The organism is Cognatilysobacter tabacisoli, assembly GCF_003586305.1.
GTDB classification, from domain to species: Bacteria; Pseudomonadota; Gammaproteobacteria; order Xanthomonadales; family Xanthomonadaceae; genus Cognatilysobacter_A; species Cognatilysobacter_A tabacisoli.
Genome location: NZ_KZ987400.1, coordinates 438199 through 458977 on the forward strand (window position 1 = coordinate 438199; position 20779 = coordinate 458977).

Genomic DNA, 20779 nt, shown 5'->3' on the forward strand with positions numbered 1-20779 from the left:
CTCAGTCGTCGTCGTCGGGCGGGTCGAGGATGATCCGCGCGTGGCGCTGGTAGCTCCAGTACGCCCACGCCCAGTTGACCAGCACGATGATCCGGTTGCGGAAGCCGATCAGGAAGAACACGTGCGCGGCCAGCCAGAACCACCACGCCAGCAGGCCCGACAGCTTGAACCCGTGCAGGTCGACGACCGCGGCCATGCGCCCGATCGTGGCGAGGTTGCCGAAGTCGCGGTAGCGGAACGCAGGCGCCGCGCGCCCGGCCAGCCGCGCGCGGATCGCGGCGGCGACGTGCGCGCCCATCTGCTTCGCGGCCGGCGCGACGCCGGGCACCGCGCGGCCGTCCAGCTGCACGCCGGCGAGGTCGCCGGCGACGAAGATCTCCGGGTGCCCGGGCACGCTCAGGTCCGCCGCGACCTGCACGCGGCCGGCGCGGTCGCGCGGCGCATCGAGCAGCGCGCCCAGCGGCGACGCGGCCACGCCGGCCGCCCACAGCACGGTACGCGCGTCGACGCGCGTGGTCGCGCCGTCGACGCCGCGCAGCACGTAGCCGGCCGCGTCGATGGACTCCACCGGCGCGCCGGTCACGACTTCGACGCCGAGGCGCTCCAGCTGCGCGCGCGCCTTCGCCGACAGCGACTCGGGGAAGCTCGCCAGCACCCGCGGGCCGGCCTCGATCAGGCGTACGCGCGCGTCGGCCGGGTCGATGCGGCGGAACTCGTCGCGCAGCGTGTGCCGGGCGATCTCGGCGAGCGTGCCGGCCAGTTCGACGCCGGTCGGGCCGCCGCCGACGACGGCGAAGTTCAGCCACGCGGCGCGCTCGGCCGGATCGTCGGTCGCCTCGGCGCGCTCGAATGCGAGCAGCAGCCGGCGCCGGATCGCCAGCGCGTCGTCGAGCGTCTTCAGGCCGGGCGCGTGCGCGGCCCAGTCGTCGTGCCCGAAGTACGCGTGGGTCGCGCCGCTGGCCAGCAGCAGCTGGTCGTAGTGCAGCGCATCGCCGTCGGCGAGCGCCACCGTGCGCGACGCGGCGTCGAGGCCGACGACCTCGCCCAGGCGCACTTCGACATTGCGCTGCCGGCGCAGGATGTGGCGCAGCGGCGCGGCGATGTCCGGCGCCGACAGCCCGGCGGTCGCGACCTGGTACAGCAGCGGCTGGAACAGGTGGTGGTTGCGGCGGTCGACGAGGGTGATGCGCACGTCCGCCGACGCCAGCGCGCGCGTGGCCCACAGCCCGGCGAAGCCGCCGCCGACGACGACCACGTGCGGGCGGTGACGTTGCGCGATCCCGCTCATCCCATCGCCCCGATGCGCTCGCGGTCGCCTGGCTGTTCGCGGTCGATGCGCGAGGTCCGCCGGGTGTCCGGCATCTGCAGGTACACCAGCAGCGAACACGCGATGCACGCGGTCACGTACCAGTAGAAGCCGCTCTCCATGCCGGCGCGCTTGAACCACAGCGCGACATACTCGGCCGTGCCGCCGAACACCGCCACCGTCAGCGCGTACGGCAGGCCGACGCCGAGGGCGCGCACCTCGACCGGGAACAGCTCGGCCTTCACCACCGCGTTGATCGCGGTGTAGCCGCTGACGATCGCCAGCGCGGCGAGGATCAGCCAGAACGCGTGGGTCACGGTCTGCACGTCCTGCAGCGCCGTCAGTATCGGCACCGTCAGCGCGGTGCCGAGCACGCCGAACGCGATCAGCACCGGACGCCGGCCGATGCGGTCCGACAGCGCGCCGACGACCGGCTGCATCAGCATGTAGACGAACAGCGTCGACGCGTTGAGCAGCGACGCGGTGCGGCCGTCGAGGCCGGCGCTGTTGACCAGGAACTTATGCATGTACGTGGTGTACGTGTAGAACGCGAGCGTGCCGCCCATCGTCAGCCCGACCACCGTCGCAACCGCGCGCGGGTGGCGCAGCAGCGCGCGCAGCGTGCCGCGCTCGGTCGGCACGGCGTCGGGGTCGGCCGCGTCGCCGGCGCGTTCGAACGCCTCGGTCTCCACCATCCCGCGGCGCAGCCACAGCACGCTGAGCGCGGCGACCGCCCCGATCACGAACGGGATGCGCCAGCCCCACGCGTGCAGCTGCGCGTCGGTCAGCAGCCACTGCTGCAGCGCGATCAGCACGCCGAGCGCGACCAGGTGGCCCATCACCAGCGTGACGTACTGGAAGCTCGACCAGAACCCGCGGTGCGCGCGGCTGGCCATCTCACTGAGGTAGGTCGCCGAGGTGCCGTACTCGCCACCGACGCTGAGCCCCTGCATCAGCCGCGCGACCACCAGCAGGACCGGCGCGGCGATGCCGATCGTCGCGTGGCCCGGCGTGACCGCGATCAGCAGCGAGCCGGCGCACATCAGCAGCACCGAGCGCATCAGCGCGGCCTTGCGGCCGTGGCGGTCGGCGTAGCGGCCGAACAGCCAGCTGCCGAGCGGGCGCATCAGGAAGCCGACGGCGAAGATCGCCGACGTGCTCAGCAGCTGCGAGGTGCGGTCGCCGGCCGGGAAGAACGCCTTGGCGAAGTACAGCGAGAACGCCGCGTACGCGTACCAGTCGTACCACTCGACCAGGTTGCCGAGCGAGCCGCTGACGATGCTGCGCAGCCGCCGCGCCGGGGTCATCGCCGACGCGGCCACCGACGCCATCGGCGGAACGGCGGTCGGCGCGTCGGCCGGGCTCATCGCGCGGTCAGCCCAGCCGCGCCGCGAGCAGCGCTTCGAGCTTGCGCTGGTCGGCGGCGAAGCGGCGGATGCCGTCGGCGAGCTTGTCGGCGGCCATCGCGTCCTCGTTGTGCTGCCAGCGGAACCCGGCCTCGTCGAGCGCGGCCGGCGGGGCGGCGCGCGCGCCGTCGTGGTCGAGCGCGCGCGGCACCGGCGCGTCGGTCGCCGCCAGTTCGCCGAGCAGGTCCGGCGAGATCGTCAGCCGGTCGCAGCCGGCCAGCGCCAGCACCTGCCCGGTGTTGCGGAAGCTCGCGCCCATCACCACGGTGTCGAAGCCGTGGCGCTTGTAGTGCTGCCAGATCCGCGTCACCGACTGCACCCCCGGGTCGTCCTGCGGCGTCACCGGCGCCGGCGCGCCGTTGGCGAGGTGCCAGTCGAGGATGCGCCCGACGAACGGCGAGATCAGATACACACCGGCCTCGGCGCATGCGACCGCCTGCGCGAACGAGAACAGCAGGGTCAGGTTGCAGTGGATGCCCTCGCGCTCGAGCCGCTTGGCGGCGCGGATGCCTTCCCAGGTCGCGGCGATCTTGATCAGCAGCCGCTCGCGGCCGATGCCCGCGGCGTCGTACAGCGCGACCAGCCGTCGCGCCTGCGCCAGCGTGGCTTCGGTGTCGAAGCTCAGCCGCGCGTCGACCTCGGTCGACACGAGGCCGGGGATCAGCTTGAGGATCTCGCCGCCGATCGCCACCGCGAGCCGGTCGCCGGCGTCGGCGACGCGCGCGTCGAGGGCGTCGCCGCGGCTCTCGGCCAGCGCCGCGTCGATCAGCGGGGCGTACGCCGGCAGCGCGGCGGCCTTGAGCAGCAGCGACGGGTTGGTGGTGGCGTCGAGCGGCTGGTAGCGCGCGATCGCGTCGATGTCGCCGGTGTCGGCGACGACCGCCGAGTGCGCGCGCAGGTGGTCGAGCTGGCTGGTCATGGGGCGTCGTTCCTGGACTGGCGGGCATTGTCGGCGATCGCCGCGCGCGCGTCATGGGCGCGCGCACGCGGTTCGGCGTAGGCTCGCCCGCAGTCCTCCCGCACCGGAACCGCCATGGCCGAGCCCGAACGCCGCATTGCCCTGCTGATCGACGCCGACAACGCGCCGGCGGCGAAGATCGACGTGATCCTGGCCGAGGTCGCGCGCCACGGCGCGGCCAACGTGCGCCGCGCGTACGGCAACTGGAAGAGCCCGCACCTGAAGGGCTGGGAAGCGGTGCTGCACGAGTACGCGATCAGGCCGATCCAGCAGTTCGCGTACTCGACCGGCAAGAACGCGTCCGACATGGCGATGGTCATCGACGCGATGGACCTGCTGTACGCGCGCAACCTCGACGGCTTCGCGATCGTGTCGTCGGACGCCGACTTCACCCCGCTGGTGATGCGGCTGCTGACCGACGGGGTCAAGGTCTACGGCTTCGGCGAGAAGAAGACGCCGGCGCCGTTCGTCAATGCCTGCTCGAAGTTCACATACGTCGAGGCGCTGGGCCAGCCGGCGACGACGGAAGCGGCGGCGGCCACGCAGCCGCGCGCGCTGAGCGCGAGCGAGCTGCGCGGCGACACGCGGCTGGTGCAGATGCTGCGCAGCGCGGTCGACTCGGTCGCCGGCGAGGACGGCTGGGCGCACCTGGGCGGCATCGGCAGCCAGGTCAGCAACCAGGCCTCGTTCGACTCGCGCAACTACGGCTACCGCAAGCTCAGCGACCTGATCGAGGCGACCGGGCTGTTCGAGGTCAAGCGCGACAACAAGATGGTGCTGGTGCGCGACAAGCCGCGCGCGGCCGGTGCCGGCGCCGCCGCGAAGAAGGCGCCGGCGCGCAAGCCCGCGGTGCCGGCGAAGACCTAGCCGGGCGCGCCGCGAGGGTGCCGCGGCAGCGCCAGCGACACCAGCGCCGCCGCGGCGACCAGCGCGGCCGAGATCCACAGGCACGCGCCCAGGCCCGCGCGCTGGTACACCCAGCCCGACAGCAGGGTGCCGAGCAGCCGGCCGAGCGCGTTGGCCATGTAGTAGAAGCCGACGTCGAGCGAGACGCCGTCCTCGGCCGCGACGCTGACGATCAGGTAGCTGTGCAGCGCCGAATTGACCGCGAACAGCACGCCGAACACCGTCAACCCCGCCACCAGCGCAAGCGACGGCGACATGCCGTTCGCCAGCGCCAGCGCGATCGCCGCCGGCGCCGCCGCCAGCGGCAGCGCCCACGCGACCGCGCTGCGGCCGTCGGGCATGGCGCCGCGGCGCAGCCCGGTGATCCACGGCGCCGCCGCCTGCACCGCGCCGTAGCCGACCACCCACGCGGCGAGGAAGCCGCCGACCTGCCAGAAATCCCAGCCGAGCGTCTGCGCGAGGAACACCGGCAGGGCGACGACGAACCACACGTCGCGCGCGCCGAACAGGAACAGCCGCGCCGCCGACAGCACGTTGACCGCGCGGCTCTTCGACAGCACGTCGCGGAACTTCGGCTTCGCCTTCGCCTTGCCGAGGTCGCGCCGCAGCAGCGCCAGGCTGGCCAGCCACACCAGCGCCAGCGCGCCGGCCATCGCCGCGACCGCGGGGCGGAAGCCGACCGCGCCCAGCAGCGCGCCGCCGAGGAAGAACCCGACGCCCTTGAGCGCGTTCTTCGAGCCGGTCAGCGCCGCGACCCAGCGGTAGAGCGTGCCCTGCGCATCGCCGGGCAGCAGCAGCTTGATGCTGCTCTTGGCGCTCATCTTGTTGAGGTCCTTGGCCACGCCCGACATGGCCTGGGCGGCCATCACCCACGGCACCGTCAGCGCCGCCGCCGGCACCAGCAGCATCGACAGCGCGGCGACCTGCAGCGCCAGGCCGACGTTCATCGTGCGATTCAGGCCGATGCGCGCGCCGAGCCAGCCGCCGACGAGGTTGGTGACCACGCCGAACACTTCGTAGAACACGAACAGCATCGCGATCTGCAGCGGCGTGTAGCCGAGCCGGTGGAAGTGCAGCACCACCAGCATCCGCAGCGCGCCGTCGGTGAGGGTGAACGCCCAGTAGTTCGCGGTGACCAGCGCATACTGGCGCACCGCCGGGTTGCCGAACGCGCTGGCCAGCGGCGTGCGCATGCGCCTCAGCGCCCGGCCGCGCCGACCAGCCGGACCAGCTCGGCGGTGCGGTTCACGTAGCCCCACTCGTTGTCGTACCACGCGTAGATCTTCACCTGGGTGCCGTTGACGACCAGCGTCGACGGCGCATCCACCACCGCCGAGCGCGGGTCGTGGACGAAGTCGATCGACACCAGCGGCCGCGTCTCGAAGCCGAGGATGCCGCGCAGCGGCCCCTCGGCGGCCGCGCGCAGCAGCGCGTTGACCTCGTCGACGCTCGTGGCGCGCTCGACTTCGAACACGCAGTCGGTCAGCGACGCGTTGGTCAGCGGCACGCGCACGGCGTGGCCGTCGAGCCGACCGCGCAGCTCGGGGAAGATCTCCGCGATCGCGGTCGCCGAGCCGGTCGACGTCGGGATCAGGCTGCTGCCGCACGAGCGCGCGCGGCGCAGGTCCTTGTGCGGCGCGTCGACGATCGTCTGGGTGTTGGTCAGGCTGTGGATCGTGGTCAGGCTGCCGTGGCGGATGCCGAGGCCCTCGTGGATCACCTTGACCACCGGCGCCAGGCAGTTGGTCGTGCACGACGCGGCCGAGACGATGCGGTGCACCGCCGGGTCGAAGCGTGCGTGGTTGACGCCCATCACCACGTCGAGCGCGCCGGCGGCCTTGACCGGCGCGGTCACGACCACGCGCGGCACGCCCTGGGCGAGGTACGGCTGCAGCACGTCGGGCTTGCGGAACTTGCCGGAGGCTTCGATGACCACGTCGCAGCCGGACCAGTCGGTGGCCGCGATCTCCCTGTTGCGGGTCACCGGGATCCGCACGCCGTCGATCACCAGCGCGTCGCCGTCGGCGATCGCCTCGCGCTCCCAGCGCCCGTGCACCGAATCGAAGTTCAGCAGGTGCGCGAGCGTCGCCGCGTCGCCGGCGGGATCGTTGACGTGGACGAAGCGCAGTGCCGGGTCGCCCCACGCCGCGCGCAGGGTCAGGCGGCCCATGCGGCCGAATCCGTTGATGCCGACGCGAAGGGTCATGCGGGTCGTGTCCGTGGCAGGGGAAAGGGACGAGCGGTCATGCGCGCCGCCGCGCGCGCGTGCGGGGCGGCGCGGGCGCGCATGCGGCCGGCGCGCAGCGTGCCGGATCGCCGCCGCAGCAGTGGTCGGTGAGAAACCCGACCAGCGCCTGCATGCGCGCGAAGTTGGCGCGGTAGCGGATGTGCCGGCCGCTGGGCTCGGCGTCGACCAGCCCGGCGTGGCTCAGCGCCTTCAGGTGGAACGACAGCGTGTTCGGCGGGATCGCCAGCGCGGCGGCGATGTCGCCGGGGTGCGCACCGTCGGGGCCGAGTTCGACCAGGTGGCGGAACACCGCCAGCCGCGACGCCTGCGCGAGCGCGGCCAGCGCGGTGACGGCGGCGGGGCTGTCGATGGCGGGGTGTGCGTCCATGGTTCCAGCATCATGGAAGCATTGGGCGATGACAAGGGCGTGTCAGCGCGCCCAGTTCGTGGTCGTGGTGGCCCTGGACGGTGCGACGGCCGGCGCGGTGGGCGAATGCGACCGGGGCGCTGCGATCGCGAGCGGCGGCCAGCCTTCGTTCTCGGCCGACTGCAGCGACGCGGTGGCAGCGCGCGCTTCGAGGTGCCGGGCCCAGGCCGGGTGGACGATGCGGTGGCGCTTGGCGCTCGACATGGCTCTCCGGCACGCAAAGCGGCGGGGCACGAGGCCCCGCCGCGGTCGGTACGTGTCAGGTCAATGCTTGGTGGGCAGGTTGACCTTGTCGATCGCGTGGATCACGCCGTTGCTCGAGCCGATGTCGGCCGTGGTCACGTGCGCGCCATCGATCGTCAGGTCCTTGCCGTTGAGCTTGACCGGCGCCATCTGGCCGTTGACGGTCTTGGCCGACTCCCACTTGCCGACGTCGGCCGCGAGCTTGCGGCCGCTGACGACGTGGTAGTTCAGCAGCGCGCGGAGTTCTTCCTTGTTTTCCGGCTTGAACAGCGTCTCGAGGCGGCCCGCCGGCAGCTTCTCGAATGCGGCGTCGGTCGGGGCGAACACGGTGAACGGGCCGGCGCCGCGCAGCGTGTCGGTCATGCCGGCCTGCTCGAGGGCCTTGCCGAAGGTCTTGAACGAGCCGTTGGCGGCAACGGTGTCGACCAGGTTCTGGGCGTTCGGGGTCTGGGTCTGGATGCTCATGGGAATACCTTTTGTGCGATCCGCATTGCGCGTGATCGTGGATGGCCTTGGCCGTGACGCGCGCCGGTGGCGAGCGTTCGAGGCTCAGTGCGGTCGGCGAATGGGAGGTGCTGCGCGACTGAGTGGCCGTTACGACGTTGCGTCGTAGTGCCGGTGGAGCATGCGCGCCGCGCCGTTAGCTGCCTGTAATCCGCACGACCGTTGGTCCGAAGTCGCGCGAAGGCGTGCGTGCGGTTCAGACGCGCCGCGCGCGTCGCTCAGTAGAGGTCGACCGGATCGACGTCGAGCGACCAGCGCACGCGGCGCGCGTCGGGCAGGGCGTTGATCGCCGGCAGCGCCGCGTCGAGCGCGGCGTGCAGCGCCCGGCGGTCGGCCGACGACAGCAGCAGCTGTTCGCGCAGGTAGCCGGCGCGGCGCGGCATCGGCGCCGGCAGCGGACCGTTGAGCGCCAGGCCGCCGCCCGGCACCGCGACCTGCGCCAGCGCCTCGCGCGCGGCGCGCAGGAATGCGCGCGCGTGCTCGACGTCCTTGGCCTCGGCCCGGATCAGCGCCAGGTGCGCGAACGGCGGCAGCTCGGCGGCCTCGCGCAGCGCGAGCTCCTGCTCGGCGAACGCCCCGTAGCCGCCCGCCAGCAGCGTCGCCAGCAGCGGGTGCTCCGGGTGGTGCGTCTGCAGCAGCACCTCGCCGGCGCGCGCGGCGCGGCCGGCGCGGCCGGCGACCTGCACCAGCAGCTGCGAGAGCTTCTCCGGCGCGCGGAAGTCGGCGCTGAACAGTCCTTCGTCGATGCCGACCACGGCGACCAGCGTCAGGTTCGGCAGGTCGTGGCCCTTGGCCAGCATCTGCGTGCCGACGAGGATCCCGCGCTGCGTGCCGAACCCGGCCAGCGCCTGTTCGAGCGCATCGCGCCTGGCGGTGGTGCCGCGGTCGATGCGCAGCACCGGCACGTCGGCGAAGCGCTGCGCCAGCACCTCCTCGATCCGCTCGGTGCCGGCGCCCTGCGGCTGCAGCGCCAGGCCGCCGCAGTCCGGGCACGCGTCCGGCACCGGCCGGCGCGTGCCGCAGTGGTGGCACTGCAGGCGCCGCCCGCCGCCGTGCACCGTCATCGCCGTGCCGTGCTCGGGCGTGCTGCAGCGCGGGCAGTGCGCGGTCCAGCCGCAGTCGTGGCACAGCAGCGCCGGCGCGTAGCCGCGGCGGTTCTTGAACACGAGCACCTGGCCGTCGGCGGCCAGCGCCGCGCCGATCGCGGCCAGCAGCTCCGGCGACAGCCCGGCCTCGAGCGGGCGCTTGCGCACGTCGACCACGCGCACGCGCGGCGGCTGCGCGACGCCGGCGCGCGCCGGCAGCCGCAGGTGCGCGTGGCGGCCGTCGTGGGCGTGGCGGAGCGATTCGAGCGACGGCGTCGCGCTGCCGAGCAGCACCGGCACGCGCAGCGCCTTGCCGCGCACCAGCACGAAGTCGCGCGCGTGGTAGCGGATGCCGTCGAGCTGCTTGAAGCTGCCGTCGTGCTCCTCGTCGACGACGATCAGGCCGGCTTCGGGCAGCGGCACGAACGCCGCCGAGCGGGTGCCGACGACGACCCGCGCGTCGCCGCGCAGCGCCGCCGCCCACGTGCGCGCGCGCTCGCCATCGGACAGGCCCGAATGGAGCGCGTGCACCGGCACGCCGAGCCGCGCGCGGAAGCGCGCCAGCGTCTGCGGGGTCAGGCCGATCTCCGGCACCAGCACCAGCGCCTGGCGGCCGCGCGCGAGGCAGTCGGAGATCGCGTGCAGGTAGACCTCGGTCTTGCCGCTGCCGGTCACGCCGTTGAGCAGCAGCGACGCGAAGCCGCCGGCGGCGCCGACGACCGCATCGACGGCCGCCTGCTGGTCGGGGTTGAGCGCCGGGCCCGCCGACGCGGGGAGCGGCGCCGCGGCGGGCAGCTCGATGCGCTCGGCCAGCCCGCGCTCGGCCAGCGTCCGGGCCGCGGCGCGCCAGCCGTCGACGGCGGCGTCGAGCTGGCCCTCGTCCTCGGCCCCGCCCGCGGCCCCGGCAAGGCGCTCGGCCAGCCGACGCGGGCGGCCCGCGCGCAGCGACGGCAGCGCCGTCGCCCCGGCCTCGGTCAGCCGCCAGCCCCAGCGCCGGGTGTCCGGCAGCGCCTCGCCGCGGCGCAGCTCGGCCGGCAGCGCGGTCGCCAGCACCTCGCCCAGCGGCGCGTGGGTGTAGCGGGCCAGCCAGCGCAGCGAGTCGAGCAGCTCGCCGGACAGCAGCGGCGCGTCGTCGATGGCCGCCAGGGCCGGCTTCGGGGCCGGGGCGTCGGGGTCGGCCGCGCCGACGTCGGCGACCACCCCGACCAGTTCGCGCGGGCCGAACGCGACCCGGACCCGGCGCCCGACGTCGCCCGGCGCCGCCGCGGCGCCGTCGGCCGGCCGGTAGTCGAACAGCCGCGGCAGCGGCACCGGCACGGCCACGCGCCACACCGCGTCGGGCTCGGGGCGCGGGGCGGGCGGCGGGGTCGGCGGGGTCGGTGAATCCGGCATCGCTGCAGTCTAGCCAGCGGCCCGCGGATCGCGACGGCCCTGCGCCGGTCCATGCGGCGGCCGGCAATCGGGTCGATCAGTTGCACGGCGCTTGCCCCAAGGTTCGTGACAAACATCACGCAAGTGGCCGTGGCAAAAGCGTTTTCGTCCTTATCCACATCGACTGTGGATAAATCTGTGCATGCCGGGTCCGGAGGCGGTCACGATGACGCTGCAACAAGCCCGGCCGGTGGATTGGCGAAAAAAGTGCCAAAAGCAAAAAATCCATACGAATCATTGGCTTGTCTGTGAAACATCGCTGTCATGCGGGGCCGCGGTCAGCCACCGTTCGGCAAGGTGACGGTTCCTTTACCGCTGTGCACAACCGCTTTTTTCACGAAAGCCTCACCACGCCTTGCGGAGCACCGGCTGCGCGGAAGTCAAGCCCGTTTTTCGGCCGGGCCGGCCCGGTCGGCGTCGGTATGATTTGGCCCCATGCCGATGTCGAACCGATGAGCCCCGCCGCCCCGGCGACCCCTCCCGCCCCGGCCGCGCTGGCGGCCTTCCTGCGCGGCGTCGAGCGGCGCGGCGCGGTGCTGGCCGAGCTGCAGGGCGGCGATGCGGCCGCCGGCGACGCCGCCCTGGCCGCCGCGATGGCGGCGTTCCGGATCGAAGCCGCCGACCGGTCGATGAGCGAGTGGCCGGCCGCGTTCTGGGCGCGGCTGCTGGCCGAGCCGCGGCTCCACCAGCGCACCGCCGTCGCGATCGCGATCGACGCCACCGACCGCCTTGGCGCGGTCGGCAGCGGGCCGCGCGCTGCCCTGCTGCTGCGGCTGGCCGGCGGCCTTGGCGACGACGAGGCCGCCGCGGCGCTCGGCATCGCGCCGGGCAGCTACCGGCTGGCGCTGCGGCGAGCACTCGAGCAGGTCGCCGACGGCAGCGACCCCGCCGCGGCCTGGGCCCAGCTGCGCGAGCAGATCCACCGCCGGATCAAGGGCCTGTCGCCCGAGCGCCTGACCCGGCTCGCCGACGCGCGCGAGCGCGCCCTGCGCGGGGACGCGGCGCGCACGTCGCCGGCGCTCCCCGCCGCGACCGCGGCGCCGGCGCCGCGACGCCGCGCGCTGCTGGCGCTGCTGTGGCTGCTGCTGGTGCTGTGCGTGCTCGGCCTGCTGGCCACGTTCTGGTGGCCGCCGGGGATGCCCCAGCCCGGCTGGCTGGCCGCGTCCGGCGACGCGCGCGTCACGATCGCGCCGCTGCCGCCCGCCGAGCCGCCGCGCGCCCGACTCGGGCCGGACGGCGCGCTGCTCGGCCACCCCGACTTCGACCTGCTCGCCGACCCGGACGGCGAGGCGCAGGCGCGCGAGCTGGGGTTCCACAGCTGGCTGGCCGCGCAGGCGGCGAGCACCGAAACCGATCCCCTGGTCGAGGGCGTCACGGCGGCCGACGCGGCCTGGCCCGCCGGCGCGCCGGGCCTCGCGCTGCCGCCGGTCGCGTCGGAAACGCGCGATGCGCCGCGCTGACGCCATGCGCTCGCCGCGGGCGTGGCGGGCGGGCGCTGCTGCCGTGCTGGCGTCGATCGCCCTGGTGGCGATCGCGCAGGAGGCCCCCGCGCCGCTGCCCGCGGCGGTGCGCGAGCGGGTCGCCGAGCGCACGGCGCGCTGGGCGGCGATGGACGCGCCGGCGCGCGACGCGATGCGCGCGCGCGCCGCGGCGTGGGACGCGCTGCCGGCGGCCGAGCGCGGCGCGCGGCGCGAGGCGTACCGCGCATGGCAGGCGCTCAGCGGGCCCGAGCGCGCGGCGGTGCGCGCCGCGGCCGCGCGCCTGGCGACGCTTGGTCCTGACGAGCAGGCCGCGCTGCGGGCGCAGTTCGATGCGCTCGACGGCGCCGAGCGGCGCGGGTGGCGGCTGGGGCCGTGGCTCGGCGTCGACTACGCGGCGCTGCAGCCGCTGCTGGCGCAGGTGCCTCCGCACGACCACGTGCGCCTGCTGCGCGCGCTGCGCGCGATGTCGCCGGCGCAGCGGCGCCAGCTTGCGGTGCTGGTGCAGCGCACGCCGCCGCAGGACCGCGACCGCCTGCGGCGTGAGCTCGCGTCGGTGTCGCCGATCGAACGCGACGACTGGCTGCAGCGGCGGCTGGCCGAGTAGGGCCGCCGCGCCGACCGCTCGGGCCGAGATTTCAGTCGTTCGCGACGGCCGCGCTCAAGCGCCGAGGTCGGCCGGCCGCAGCACCCGGCGCGCGGCGCGCATGCGCTCGCCGAAGCGCGCCATGCCGTCGGCGCGCAGGCGCGGGGCGTGGTCGCGCAGGTAGGCGTCGAGCGCGGCGCCATCGCGCAGGCGGTACTGCACGCACAGGCCGACGCAGCCGGCGGTCGCCGGCGGGTCGACGACCTCGAACAGCTGCGCGCCGGTGAAGCCGTCGATCGCCAGGATCTCGGCCACGTGCGCGCGCAGCCACACGCGGTACTCGTCGGCGGCCGAGCCGTCGACCTCGATGTTCACTTCGTAGACGATCGCGTCGTGCATCCGTTGCTCCCGTGGCCGCGCGCCGCGCGCCTCACATCCGGACCAGGCTGGCCAGGGCGAACATCACCGCCACCACGCCGAGCAGCATGAAATAGCAGATGCCGATGATGAGATAGCGCAGGCCGGTCACCCACCAGCCGTCGCCGTAGACGCGCTTCTGCATCAGCAGCAGGTAGATCGGCAGCCACAGCCACAGCGCCAGCTGCAGCGCGCCGACGATCAACGCCATCGGCGACCACGACGGCGCGACGGCCCGGTCCACGGCCGACAGCGCCAGCAGCACCAGGATCGCCATCACCAGCCACGCGTGGCTGTACAGCGCGACGACGACGTGCTCGAGGTACTTCCGGCCCGAGCCCAGGTAGGCCACCTTCAGCAGCAGCGCGAACACCGGCACCAGCAGGAACAGGGCCGACGGCACCGCAGCCAGCAGCGCGCGCACGTACAGGCTCGGTTCCTTCTGCATGCGGCCGACGTTCTCGCGGCCGTGCGCGATCTGGCGGTTCACCCAGCGCTCGACGAACGCCGGCGCGCGCGGCAGCCGCACCGGGTTGGTTTCCTCGTCCCAAGGCTCGGCGTCGCCGCCGCCCAGCCGCACCTCGACCACGCATTCGGGATCGCCGTAGATCGCCGCGTCCTCGGCCGGCTTGCGGCGGCGGGGCCCCTCGGTCGTGCGCGCCTGCGCGATCTGCAGCTGGGCGACGCGGCACGCGGCTTCCTCGTTGGTCCGGCGCATGTCGCGCAGCGCGCGCTTGCGTTCGAGCGTGTCCGCCGCGGGGATCGCGTCGAGCCGGGCCTGCTGCGACGCCAGCCGGGCGGTGCGCAGCTGCTCGACGTCGGCCAGCGTCCCGACCTTCGCCAGCGCGTCCTCGAACGAATCGCGCGCGTCCGCGCGGGGATTGCGCGCGGCCGGGACCGAGGCGGCGGCCTGCGCGCGGGCCGCCGTGACGTCGGCCTCGCTGAGCTTCTGCGCCGCGCGCAGTTCCGCGATGCGCGCGTCGGCGCCCCGGTCCAGCGCTTCGATCTCGCGCTCGATGCCGCGGCGCGCAACCACGATCATCGGCGGCACCGCGTCGAGCGCGCGCTGCAGTTCGGCCCGCTCGCGCAGGCGCAGGCGCTCGACCTCGAGCACGCTGTCGGCGGCGACGAAGCGCTTGCTGCCGGTGGCGGCGCCGTCGGCGCGGGCCGGCGGCTCGACCTGGATGAACTCCGCCGCCTGCTCCGGCGTGGCGTCGACGCGGATCACCAGCTGGGCGAAGAAGAACGTCAGCACGCTCAGCACCACGAACAGCCGCAGCGGCGCGATGTAGCGCACGCGGTGGCCGGCCAGGTAGTTCAGCGCGACGCGGCCGGGCACCCACAGGTCGCGCAGCGTGCGGAACACGCGGCCGTCGAGGTGCCAGAACGATTCGAACACCTCCTCGACCGCGTGGCCGAAGCTGCGCACCGGGCTGTGCGTGCTCTGCCCGCAGGCGTGGCAATACTCGCCGTGCAGCGGCGCGGCGCAGTTCTCGCACGCGCCCGCGCCGTGCCCGGCCGGCGCCGGCAGCGCCGCGCCTTCGCCGGCCTGCGGCGGATCGGTTCCCTCGACGCCCATCCCGTCCTCCTCTCGTCCGCGCGCATGGTCGCATCCCGCGCGCGGCCCGCGCGAGCGCCGGCGTCGCGCGCGAAGCGGTCATGCGCGCCGCGTACACTGTGCGGCCGCCGACCCGGCGCCAGCGCCCGCCAGCCGCCGCGATGCGCGGCCGCAGTCGCGCACCGCCCCCGCCGATGTCCTCCGCCTCCCCGTCCGAAGCCCTGCCCACGGCGCCCGCGCGCCGCGCGTTCGCGCACGAGGTGCGGACCAGCGCGGTGCTGGCCGCGCCGCTGGTGCTCGGGCACATGGCCACCGGGCTGATCGGCTTCGTCGACAGCGTCATCGCCGGCCACCACGGCACCGCGACGCTGGCGGCGGTCGCGGTCGGCACCGCGCTGTTCTGGCTGCCGATGATGATCCCGATGGGCACGCTGATGTCGCTGCCGCCGTCGGTGTCGCAGCTCGACGGCGCCGGCCGGCGCGCCGAGATCGCGCCGCTGTTCCGCCAGGCGCTGTGGCTGGCGGTCGGCCTTGGCGTGCTGCTGTTCGGGTTCATGACGCTGGCCGTGCACGCGCTCGCGCCGATGGGCATCGCCGCGGAGATCCGCCCCGGCGCGGCGGCGTTCCTGCACGGCATCCGCTGGGGGGTGCCGGCGCTGACGCTGTACCTGTGCATGCGCTACCTCAGCGACGGCCTGCACTGGACGCTGCCGACGATGCTGCTCGGCTTCGGCGGGCTGGTCGTGCTGGTGCCGCTGGGCTACTGGTTCACCTACGGCGGCTTCGGCCTGCCGTCGATGGGCGCCGGCGGGCTCGGCCGCGCGTCGGCGGTGATGATGTGGGCGCAGGCGATCGCGTTCGCGCTGTACCTGCGCCGCGCGCGCCGCTTCGCCGACCTCGGCCTGTTCGCGCGCTTCGACCCGCCGCGCTGGGGGCCGATCCGCGGCCTGCTCGCGACGGGCCTGCCGATCGGCGTGACCGTGACGATGGAGGGCGGGCTGTTCATCGCAACCGCGCTGCTGATCGGCCGCATCGGCGACGTGCCGGCGGCGGCGCACCAGATCGCGATCAACGTCGCCAGCCTGTGCTTCATGATCCCGATGGGGCTGGCCGAAGCGACCACGGTGCGGGTCGGCCACGCGCTCGGCCGCGACGACCCGTACGGGGTGCGCCGGGCGGCGTTCGCCGGCTACGCGATCATGCTGGCGACCCAGCTCGTCTCGGGCCTGGTGCTGCTGCTCGGCAACGACGCGCTGGCGGCGATCTACACCCGCGACGCCGCGGTCGCGTCGCTGGCGGCGGTGCTGCTGCTGTATGCGGCGACGTTCCAGTTCCCCGACGGCGTGCAGGTGCTGTCGGCCGGCGCGCTGCGCGGGCTGCGCGACACCCGCGTGCCGATGCTGCTGGCGGCGCTGGCGTACTGGGGCATCGGCATGCCGCTGGGCGCGGTGCTCGGGCTGGGCTGGGGCGGGTTCGTCGCGCCGATGGGTCCGCAGGGCATGTGGATCGGCCTGATCGCCGGGCTCAGCGTCGCGGCGGTCCTGCTGGGCGCGCGGTTCCTGCGCTCGAGCGCGCCGGCGCGGCTGGCGCGGGGCGCGCCTGCATCCCTGCGCGGCCCGGTTACGAATGGCGGATGAAGTCCCCCTGCGCGGCGGTTAGGCTGGCCGGGCAATCCTTGGAGCACCTGCAATGACCCAGTCTTCCCCCCGCGGCCCGCTCGTCGAGTTCCTCGTCGGCGCCTGGAACGCGGTGAACTTCACCCGCAAGCTGATCCTGAACCTGATCTTTTTCGGCCTGCTGTTCCTGCTGCTGCTGGTGTTCATCGCCGCGCTCGGCGCCGGCGCCGGCAAGCCGGTGCTCGACGGCACCACGCTGGTGGTCGCCCCCGAAGGCCGGCTGGTCGAGCAGTACAGCAGCGACCCGGCCACGCGCGCGCTGAACAAGGCGATGGGCGGGCGGGGCGCCGGCGAGGTGCAGCTGCGAGACATGCTGCGCGTGATCGACGCGGCGGCAAAGGACAAGCGCATCGAGCGCGTGGTGCTGCGCGTCGACGAGCTGCAGGGCACAGGCATGGCGTCGATGCGCGAAGTTGCCTCCGCGCTCGCGCGCGTGCGCGCCTCCGGCAAGCAGGTGCTCGCGTTTGCCGAGGCGCTGGACCAGAGCCAGTACCTGCTGGCCGCGCAGGCCGACGAGATCTACCTCGACCCGATGGGCGGCCTGCTGCTCGAAGGCCTGGGCCGCTACCGGCCGTACTACCGCGAGGGGCTGGAGGACAAGCTCGGCGTCGACGTGCACCTGTTCAAGGTCGGCGAATACAAGTCCGCCGCCGAGCCGTACGTGCGCGACGACGCGTCGCCGGAAGCCAAGGAGGCCGATCTCTACTGGATGAACGACGTGTGGCAGCGCTACCTCGCCGACGTCGCCAAGGCGCGCGAGCTGACGCCGGCGCAGCTGGCCGAGAGCATCGACCAGCTGCCGGCGCTGATCGCCGCCGCGCAGGGCGACCTCGCCCAGTACGCGCTGCAGCGCAAGCTCGTCGACGGGCTGAAGACGCGCGAGCAGTTCGAGGACCTCGTCGCCGAGCGCGGCGAGAAGGACGAGGACGCGCCCGGCGGCTTCCGCCAGGTCTCGCTCGACGGCTACCTGACCCACCTGAACCTGTCGCGCAAGGCCAGCGACGCGCGGCCGCAGGTCGCGATCGTCGTCGCCGAGGGCGAGATCACCGGCGGCGAGCAGCCGCCGGGCACGGTCGGCGGCGAGTCCACCGCCGCGCTGCTGCGCGACGCGCGCGACGACGAGAAGGTCAAGGCCGTGGTGCTGCGCGTCGACTCGCCGGGCGGCGAGGTGTTCGCGTCCGAGCAGATCCGCCGCGAGGTCGACGCGCTGAAGAAGGAAGGCAAGCCGGTCGTCGTGTCGATGGGCGACCTTGCCGCGTCCGGCGGCTACTGGATTTCGATGAACGCCGACCGGATCTACGCCGACCCGTCGACGATCACCGGTTCGATCGGCATCTTCGGCCTGATCCCGACGATCCCGCGCGCACTCGACAAGATCGGCGTGCACAGCGACGGCGTCGGCACGACGCGCTTCGCCGGCGCGTTCGACCTGACCCGTCCGCTGCAGCCGGAAGTCGGGCAGGTGATCCAGTCGGTGATCGACAAGGGCTACCGCGACTTCACCGGCAAGGTCGCGCAGGCGCGCGGCAAGCCGGTGGCCGACGTCGACGCGGTCGCGCGCGGCCGCGTGTGGACCGGCACCCAGGCCAAGGAGCGCGGGCTGGTCGACGACCTCGGCGGGCTGCAGGCCGCGCTCGACGACGCCGCCAGGCGCGCCAAGCTCGGCAAGGCCGGCGAGTACCGGGTGCGCTACCTCGAGAAGGCGGCCACGCCGTTCGAGCGGCTGTTCGGCGGCTTCGCCGAGAGCCGAATCGGCGCGCAGTGGCTGCGCGAGTCGGGCATGGCGCAGGCGCTCATCGCGCGCGCGTCGCCGCAGGCCGCGGCCGACCTGCGCTTCATCGAGCGCGCGCTGCAGCCGGCCGCCGGGGTGCCGGTGAAGGCGCTGGTGCACTGCTTCTGCGCGCTGGACTGAGACGCGCGGCGCGCTGCCGCGGTTGACGCTCCACCCGAACGCGCGCCGGTGACCCGGCGCGCGTTTCTTGTTTCTGCTCGCGGGACCGCTCGCGCCGAACGCGCCGCGCCGGCCGGCTAGCCGCCGGCGGCGTCGATCGCCGCGCGCTGCGCGTCGGCGGCCTGCTGCACCTCGTCCTCGACCGCGCGCGCCTTGTCCTGCGGCGCCTGGATCGCGTCGCGCAGTTCGGTCGCCTGCGGCCGCGCCGCCTGCGGCTCCGGCGGCTTGTCGGTGTCCGGCGGCGGCGGCCGCGAGCACGCGGCCACCGCGAGCAGCACGGCCGCGGCGGAAACCCTGAGCATCGTGTCCATGGCGCGCCCTCGTCGCTCGCCGGAGCGCATTGCGCCGGCGCGGCTATCCTACGCCGGTCGCGCGGGTGGCGCGGCGCTGCCCCGGAGACGCGCATGGACCCGAAACGCTGGCGACTGGACGGACAGCTCGCGCTGGTGACCGGCGGCAGCGCCGGGATCGGCCGGGCGATCGCGCGCGAGCTGCTCGGCTTCGGCGCCGACGTGCTGATCGCAGCGCGCGACGCGGCCGCGCTCGAATCGGCGCGCGCCGAGCTGGTGGAGGACTTTCCCGAGCGCGACATCGAGGCGTTCGTCGCCGACGTCGCCGACGACGAGCAGCGCCGCGAACTGCTCGACTGGGTCGAGGACTTCGGCGACGGCAGCCTGCACATCCTGGTCAACAACGCCGGCGGCAACCTCAACAAGCCGGCGACCGACTACACCGAGGACGAGTGGCGGCAGGTGTTCGAGGTCAACCTGTTCTCGGCGTTCGAGCTGTCGCGCTACGCGCACCCGCTGCTGACCCGCCACGCCGCGTCGAGCATCGTCAACGTCGGCAGCGTGTCCGGCCTGACCCACGTGCGCACCGGCGCGCCGTATGGGATGAGCAAGGCGGCGATGCACCAGATGACGAAGAACCTCGCCGTCGAGTGGGCCGAGGACGGCATCCGCGTCAACGCGGTCGCGCCGTGGTACATCCGCACCCGGCGCACGCACGACAAGCTCGCCGACCCCGACTACCTCGACGAGGTGCTGCTGCGCACGCCGCTGGGCCGGATCGGCGAGCCGGAGGAGGTCGCCGCAGCGGTCGCGTTCCTGTGCCTGCCGGCGGCGGGCTACGTCACCGGCGAGTGCATCGCGGTGGACGGCGGCTTCCTGCGCTACGGCTTCTGACCCGCGTCAGCGCGCGCAGGTGGTCTCGCGCACGACGCGCGCGATGCGCTCGAAGTCGGCCTTGACCGTCGCGCGGTCGCCGGTGCCGAAGCGCAGCTGCGACTGCACCTCGCGCAGGCGCTTGCGCCAGCCGTCGCACAGGGCGTCGTCGCCGAGCTGCTGGCACTGGTCGTTGACCATCTCGCAGGCCTCGCCCGCGCCCATCGAGGTGTCGCCGCCGAGGCCGGTGGTCTGCAGTGGCGCGCAGCGCGGCGGCGGATTCGCGTCCTCGCGCAGGTAGCGGTCCTTGTCGTAGGTGCGGCACTCGAACAGCGCCGGCGGCGGCAGGCGCTCGGACGCAGACACCTGCGCGGAGGGCAGGTCGGCGAACTCGTCGGGCACGGACTGCGCCGAGTCGAGCCGCGCGTTGCCGCGCGGCGCGGCGGGCTCGCCGGTCGTGCCCGGCGATGCGCCGCCAGGAAACGGCGGCAGCGACAGGCCCGACGGCGGCGCGGCGTCGAGCACGCGCTTATCCTGCTTGCTGCCGGCCGGGCACGGCACGTCGTTCTGCACGGTCAGTGCGCCCTTAGCGTCGGTGCAGCGGTAGATCGTCACCCGGCCCGACTGCGCCGCGGCCGCGCCGATGCCGGCGAGCAGGCCCGCAAGCGCGATGCCCGCCGCCACGTGACGCATTCGCTGGGCCCGTGTGTCGTTCATCGTCCGCCGCATTCGCTGTCCAGTCGCGCGTCGATGCCGCGCTGCTCCAAGGTGATCTGCGCGCGCTCGCCCTGCATCGCGCTGTTGTATCGCGTGTTCAAGGCCCAGCGCCGGTCGCGCAGGCGGTCGCAGACTTCCGCCGCCGGTAGCGCATGGCACGCGTCGCGCACCCACGTGCCGGCGGGCACCGCGACGATGCCGGGGCCGGCGTGGCCGGGGCCGCGCGGGTACGCGGGCCGCGGGTCGCCGATCCGCAGCGTGCCGCGCACGTCGCCGCCGCCGACGTCGACGCGCCCAGTGAGCCCACCGGTCGGCCGGCCGATCGGCACGCCGGTGACGATCGGGTAGCCGAGCGTCCACAGCGGCACCCAGCGCGGGTTGCCGTCGGCGTTCTCGCTCTCGTAGCGATCGCCGTCCGGCGTCGTGCATTCGTACAGCGGCCGCGGCGCGGTCGCGACGACCACCCGCACCGGCGCCGCGGGCGCGGGTGCGCTCGGCGGTGGCGCCGCGGGCGTCGCACGCGGCGCCGGGTCCTGCGGGCGCAGCATCGTCCGCGCGCGCTGGCGTTCGCCGGCCAGGCACGGCGTGTCCCGCAGCGTCTCGCGTCCCTGCGCGTCGGTGCAGCGGTAGATCGTCACGCTGGCCGCGTGTGCGCGCGTCGCCCAGGCGCCGGCGACCGCGACCGCCACGGCGGCAGTCGTGCACGCGAGAACGGCGAGGGCGGGGCGCATCGGCATGCG

General features: G+C 74.3%; 19 protein-coding genes and 1 pseudogene. 6 read left to right on the plus strand and 14 right to left on the minus strand.

Annotated features, from left to right (window positions below):
- Position 1: 1 nt before the first annotated feature.
- From D3A60_RS01880 to tal, 3 genes are read right to left on the minus strand one after another with little or no spacing between them, the layout of a single operon-like run.
- Complete coding sequence (locus D3A60_RS01880) at positions 2-1288, minus strand: NAD(P)/FAD-dependent oxidoreductase (RefSeq protein ID WP_119717009.1); 1287 nt, start codon at positions 1286-1288, stop codon at positions 2-4.
- Positions 1285-2673, minus strand: coding sequence for an MFS transporter (locus D3A60_RS01885; protein WP_119717010.1), 1389 nt, complete (start codon positions 2671-2673; stop codon positions 1285-1287). The genes D3A60_RS01880 and D3A60_RS01885 overlap by 4 nt, the downstream gene beginning before the upstream one ends.
- 7 nt (positions 2674-2680) lie before the next feature.
- A complete protein-coding gene (gene tal / locus D3A60_RS01890) occupies positions 2681-3631 on the minus strand; it encodes a transaldolase (RefSeq protein ID WP_119717011.1) in 951 nt (316 codons plus the stop codon).
- A gap of 114 nt (positions 3632-3745) precedes the next feature.
- On the opposite strand from tal, the gene D3A60_RS01895 reads away from it, so the two are divergent.
- On the plus strand, positions 3746-4537 hold the full coding sequence (locus D3A60_RS01895) for an NYN domain-containing protein (protein ID WP_119717012.1): 792 nt from the start codon (positions 3746-3748) through the stop codon (positions 4535-4537).
- Here D3A60_RS01895 and arsJ read toward each other — a convergent pair.
- From arsJ to D3A60_RS01925, 6 genes are all read right to left on the minus strand, one after another.
- Positions 4534-5769: an organoarsenical effux MFS transporter ArsJ gene (gene arsJ, locus D3A60_RS01900; RefSeq protein WP_119717013.1), complete on the minus strand. Its 1236-nt coding sequence runs from the start codon at positions 5767-5769 to the stop codon at positions 4534-4536. The two genes, D3A60_RS01895 and arsJ, sit on opposite strands and share 4 nt — an antisense overlap.
- A gap of 5 nt (positions 5770-5774) precedes the next feature.
- A complete protein-coding gene (locus D3A60_RS01905) occupies positions 5775-6782 on the minus strand; it encodes an ArsJ-associated glyceraldehyde-3-phosphate dehydrogenase (protein WP_119717014.1) in 1008 nt (335 codons plus the stop codon).
- A gap of 37 nt (positions 6783-6819) precedes the next feature.
- Entirely contained in the window at positions 6820-7173 is a 354-nt protein-coding gene (locus D3A60_RS01910; RefSeq protein WP_119717504.1) for an ArsR/SmtB family transcription factor, read from the minus strand.
- Positions 7174-7233: 60 nt separating this feature from the next.
- Positions 7234-7434 carry a hypothetical protein gene (locus D3A60_RS01915; protein WP_119717015.1) on the minus strand — a complete coding sequence of 67 codons (201 nt, stop codon included), beginning with the start codon at positions 7432-7434 and terminating at the stop codon, positions 7234-7236.
- A 60-nt stretch (positions 7435-7494) separates the two neighbouring features.
- Positions 7495-7938, minus strand: a complete 444-nt coding sequence (locus D3A60_RS01920; RefSeq protein ID WP_119717016.1) for a fasciclin domain-containing protein — start codon at positions 7936-7938, stop codon at positions 7495-7497.
- A gap of 257 nt (positions 7939-8195) precedes the next feature.
- Positions 8196-10454 carry a primosomal protein N' gene (locus D3A60_RS01925; RefSeq protein WP_119717017.1) on the minus strand — a complete coding sequence of 753 codons (2259 nt, stop codon included), beginning with the start codon at positions 10452-10454 and terminating at the stop codon, positions 8196-8198.
- A gap of 491 nt (positions 10455-10945) precedes the next feature.
- On the opposite strand from D3A60_RS01925, the gene D3A60_RS01930 reads away from it, so the two are divergent.
- Entirely contained in the window at positions 10946-11953 is a 1008-nt protein-coding gene (locus tag D3A60_RS01930; protein WP_119717018.1) for a hypothetical protein, read from the plus strand.
- The gene (locus D3A60_RS01935) at positions 11940-12578 is read left to right on the plus strand and encodes a DUF3106 domain-containing protein (protein WP_119717019.1); all 639 of its coding nucleotides are present in this window, start codon (positions 11940-11942) and stop codon (positions 12576-12578) included. Before D3A60_RS01930 ends, D3A60_RS01935 begins: the two co-directional genes overlap by 14 nt.
- Positions 12579-12632: 54 nt before the next feature.
- Here the strand turns inward: D3A60_RS01935 and D3A60_RS01940 are convergent, their stop codons facing one another.
- Positions 12633-12956 carry a DUF4286 family protein gene (locus D3A60_RS01940; RefSeq protein ID WP_119717020.1) on the minus strand — a complete coding sequence of 108 codons (324 nt, stop codon included), beginning with the start codon at positions 12954-12956 and terminating at the stop codon, positions 12633-12635.
- Positions 12957-14166: 1210 nt separating this feature from the next.
- Positions 14167-14553, minus strand: a pseudogene (locus tag D3A60_RS14800) (DUF3667 domain-containing protein); the annotation flags it as partial.
- A gap of 173 nt (positions 14554-14726) precedes the next feature.
- Here D3A60_RS14800 and D3A60_RS01950 point away from each other — a divergent pair.
- Together D3A60_RS01950 and sppA are read left to right on the plus strand one after the other, a co-directional pair.
- Positions 14727-16169, plus strand: coding sequence for an MATE family efflux transporter (locus tag D3A60_RS01950; protein WP_119717021.1), 1443 nt, complete (start codon positions 14727-14729; stop codon positions 16167-16169).
- Between the two features lie 52 nt (positions 16170-16221).
- On the plus strand, positions 16222-18120 hold the full coding sequence (sppA, locus tag D3A60_RS01955; RefSeq protein WP_119717022.1) for a signal peptide peptidase SppA: 1899 nt from the start codon (positions 16222-16224) through the stop codon (positions 18118-18120).
- A gap of 116 nt (positions 18121-18236) precedes the next feature.
- On the opposite strand, the gene D3A60_RS01960 is transcribed toward sppA, so the two are convergent.
- Positions 18237-18470 (minus strand): hypothetical protein, encoded by a 234-nt coding sequence (locus D3A60_RS01960; protein WP_407062747.1) that lies wholly within the window; start codon positions 18468-18470, stop codon positions 18237-18239.
- A 93-nt stretch (positions 18471-18563) separates the two neighbouring features.
- Here D3A60_RS01960 and D3A60_RS01965 point away from each other — a divergent pair, with 93 nt between their 5' ends.
- On the plus strand, positions 18564-19343 hold the full coding sequence (locus D3A60_RS01965) for an SDR family oxidoreductase (protein WP_119717023.1): 780 nt from the start codon (positions 18564-18566) through the stop codon (positions 19341-19343).
- A gap of 6 nt (positions 19344-19349) precedes the next feature.
- Here D3A60_RS01965 and D3A60_RS01970 read toward each other — a convergent pair whose 3' ends face one another.
- Together D3A60_RS01970 and D3A60_RS01975 are read right to left on the minus strand one after the other, a co-directional pair.
- On the minus strand, positions 19350-20006 hold the full coding sequence (locus D3A60_RS01970) for a DUF4124 domain-containing protein (protein WP_119717024.1): 657 nt from the start codon (positions 20004-20006) through the stop codon (positions 19350-19352).
- Positions 20007-20035: 29 nt separating this feature from the next.
- Entirely contained in the window at positions 20036-20776 is a 741-nt protein-coding gene (locus tag D3A60_RS01975) for a DUF4124 domain-containing protein (RefSeq protein WP_119717025.1), read from the minus strand.
- Positions 20777-20779: the final 3 nt, after the last annotated feature.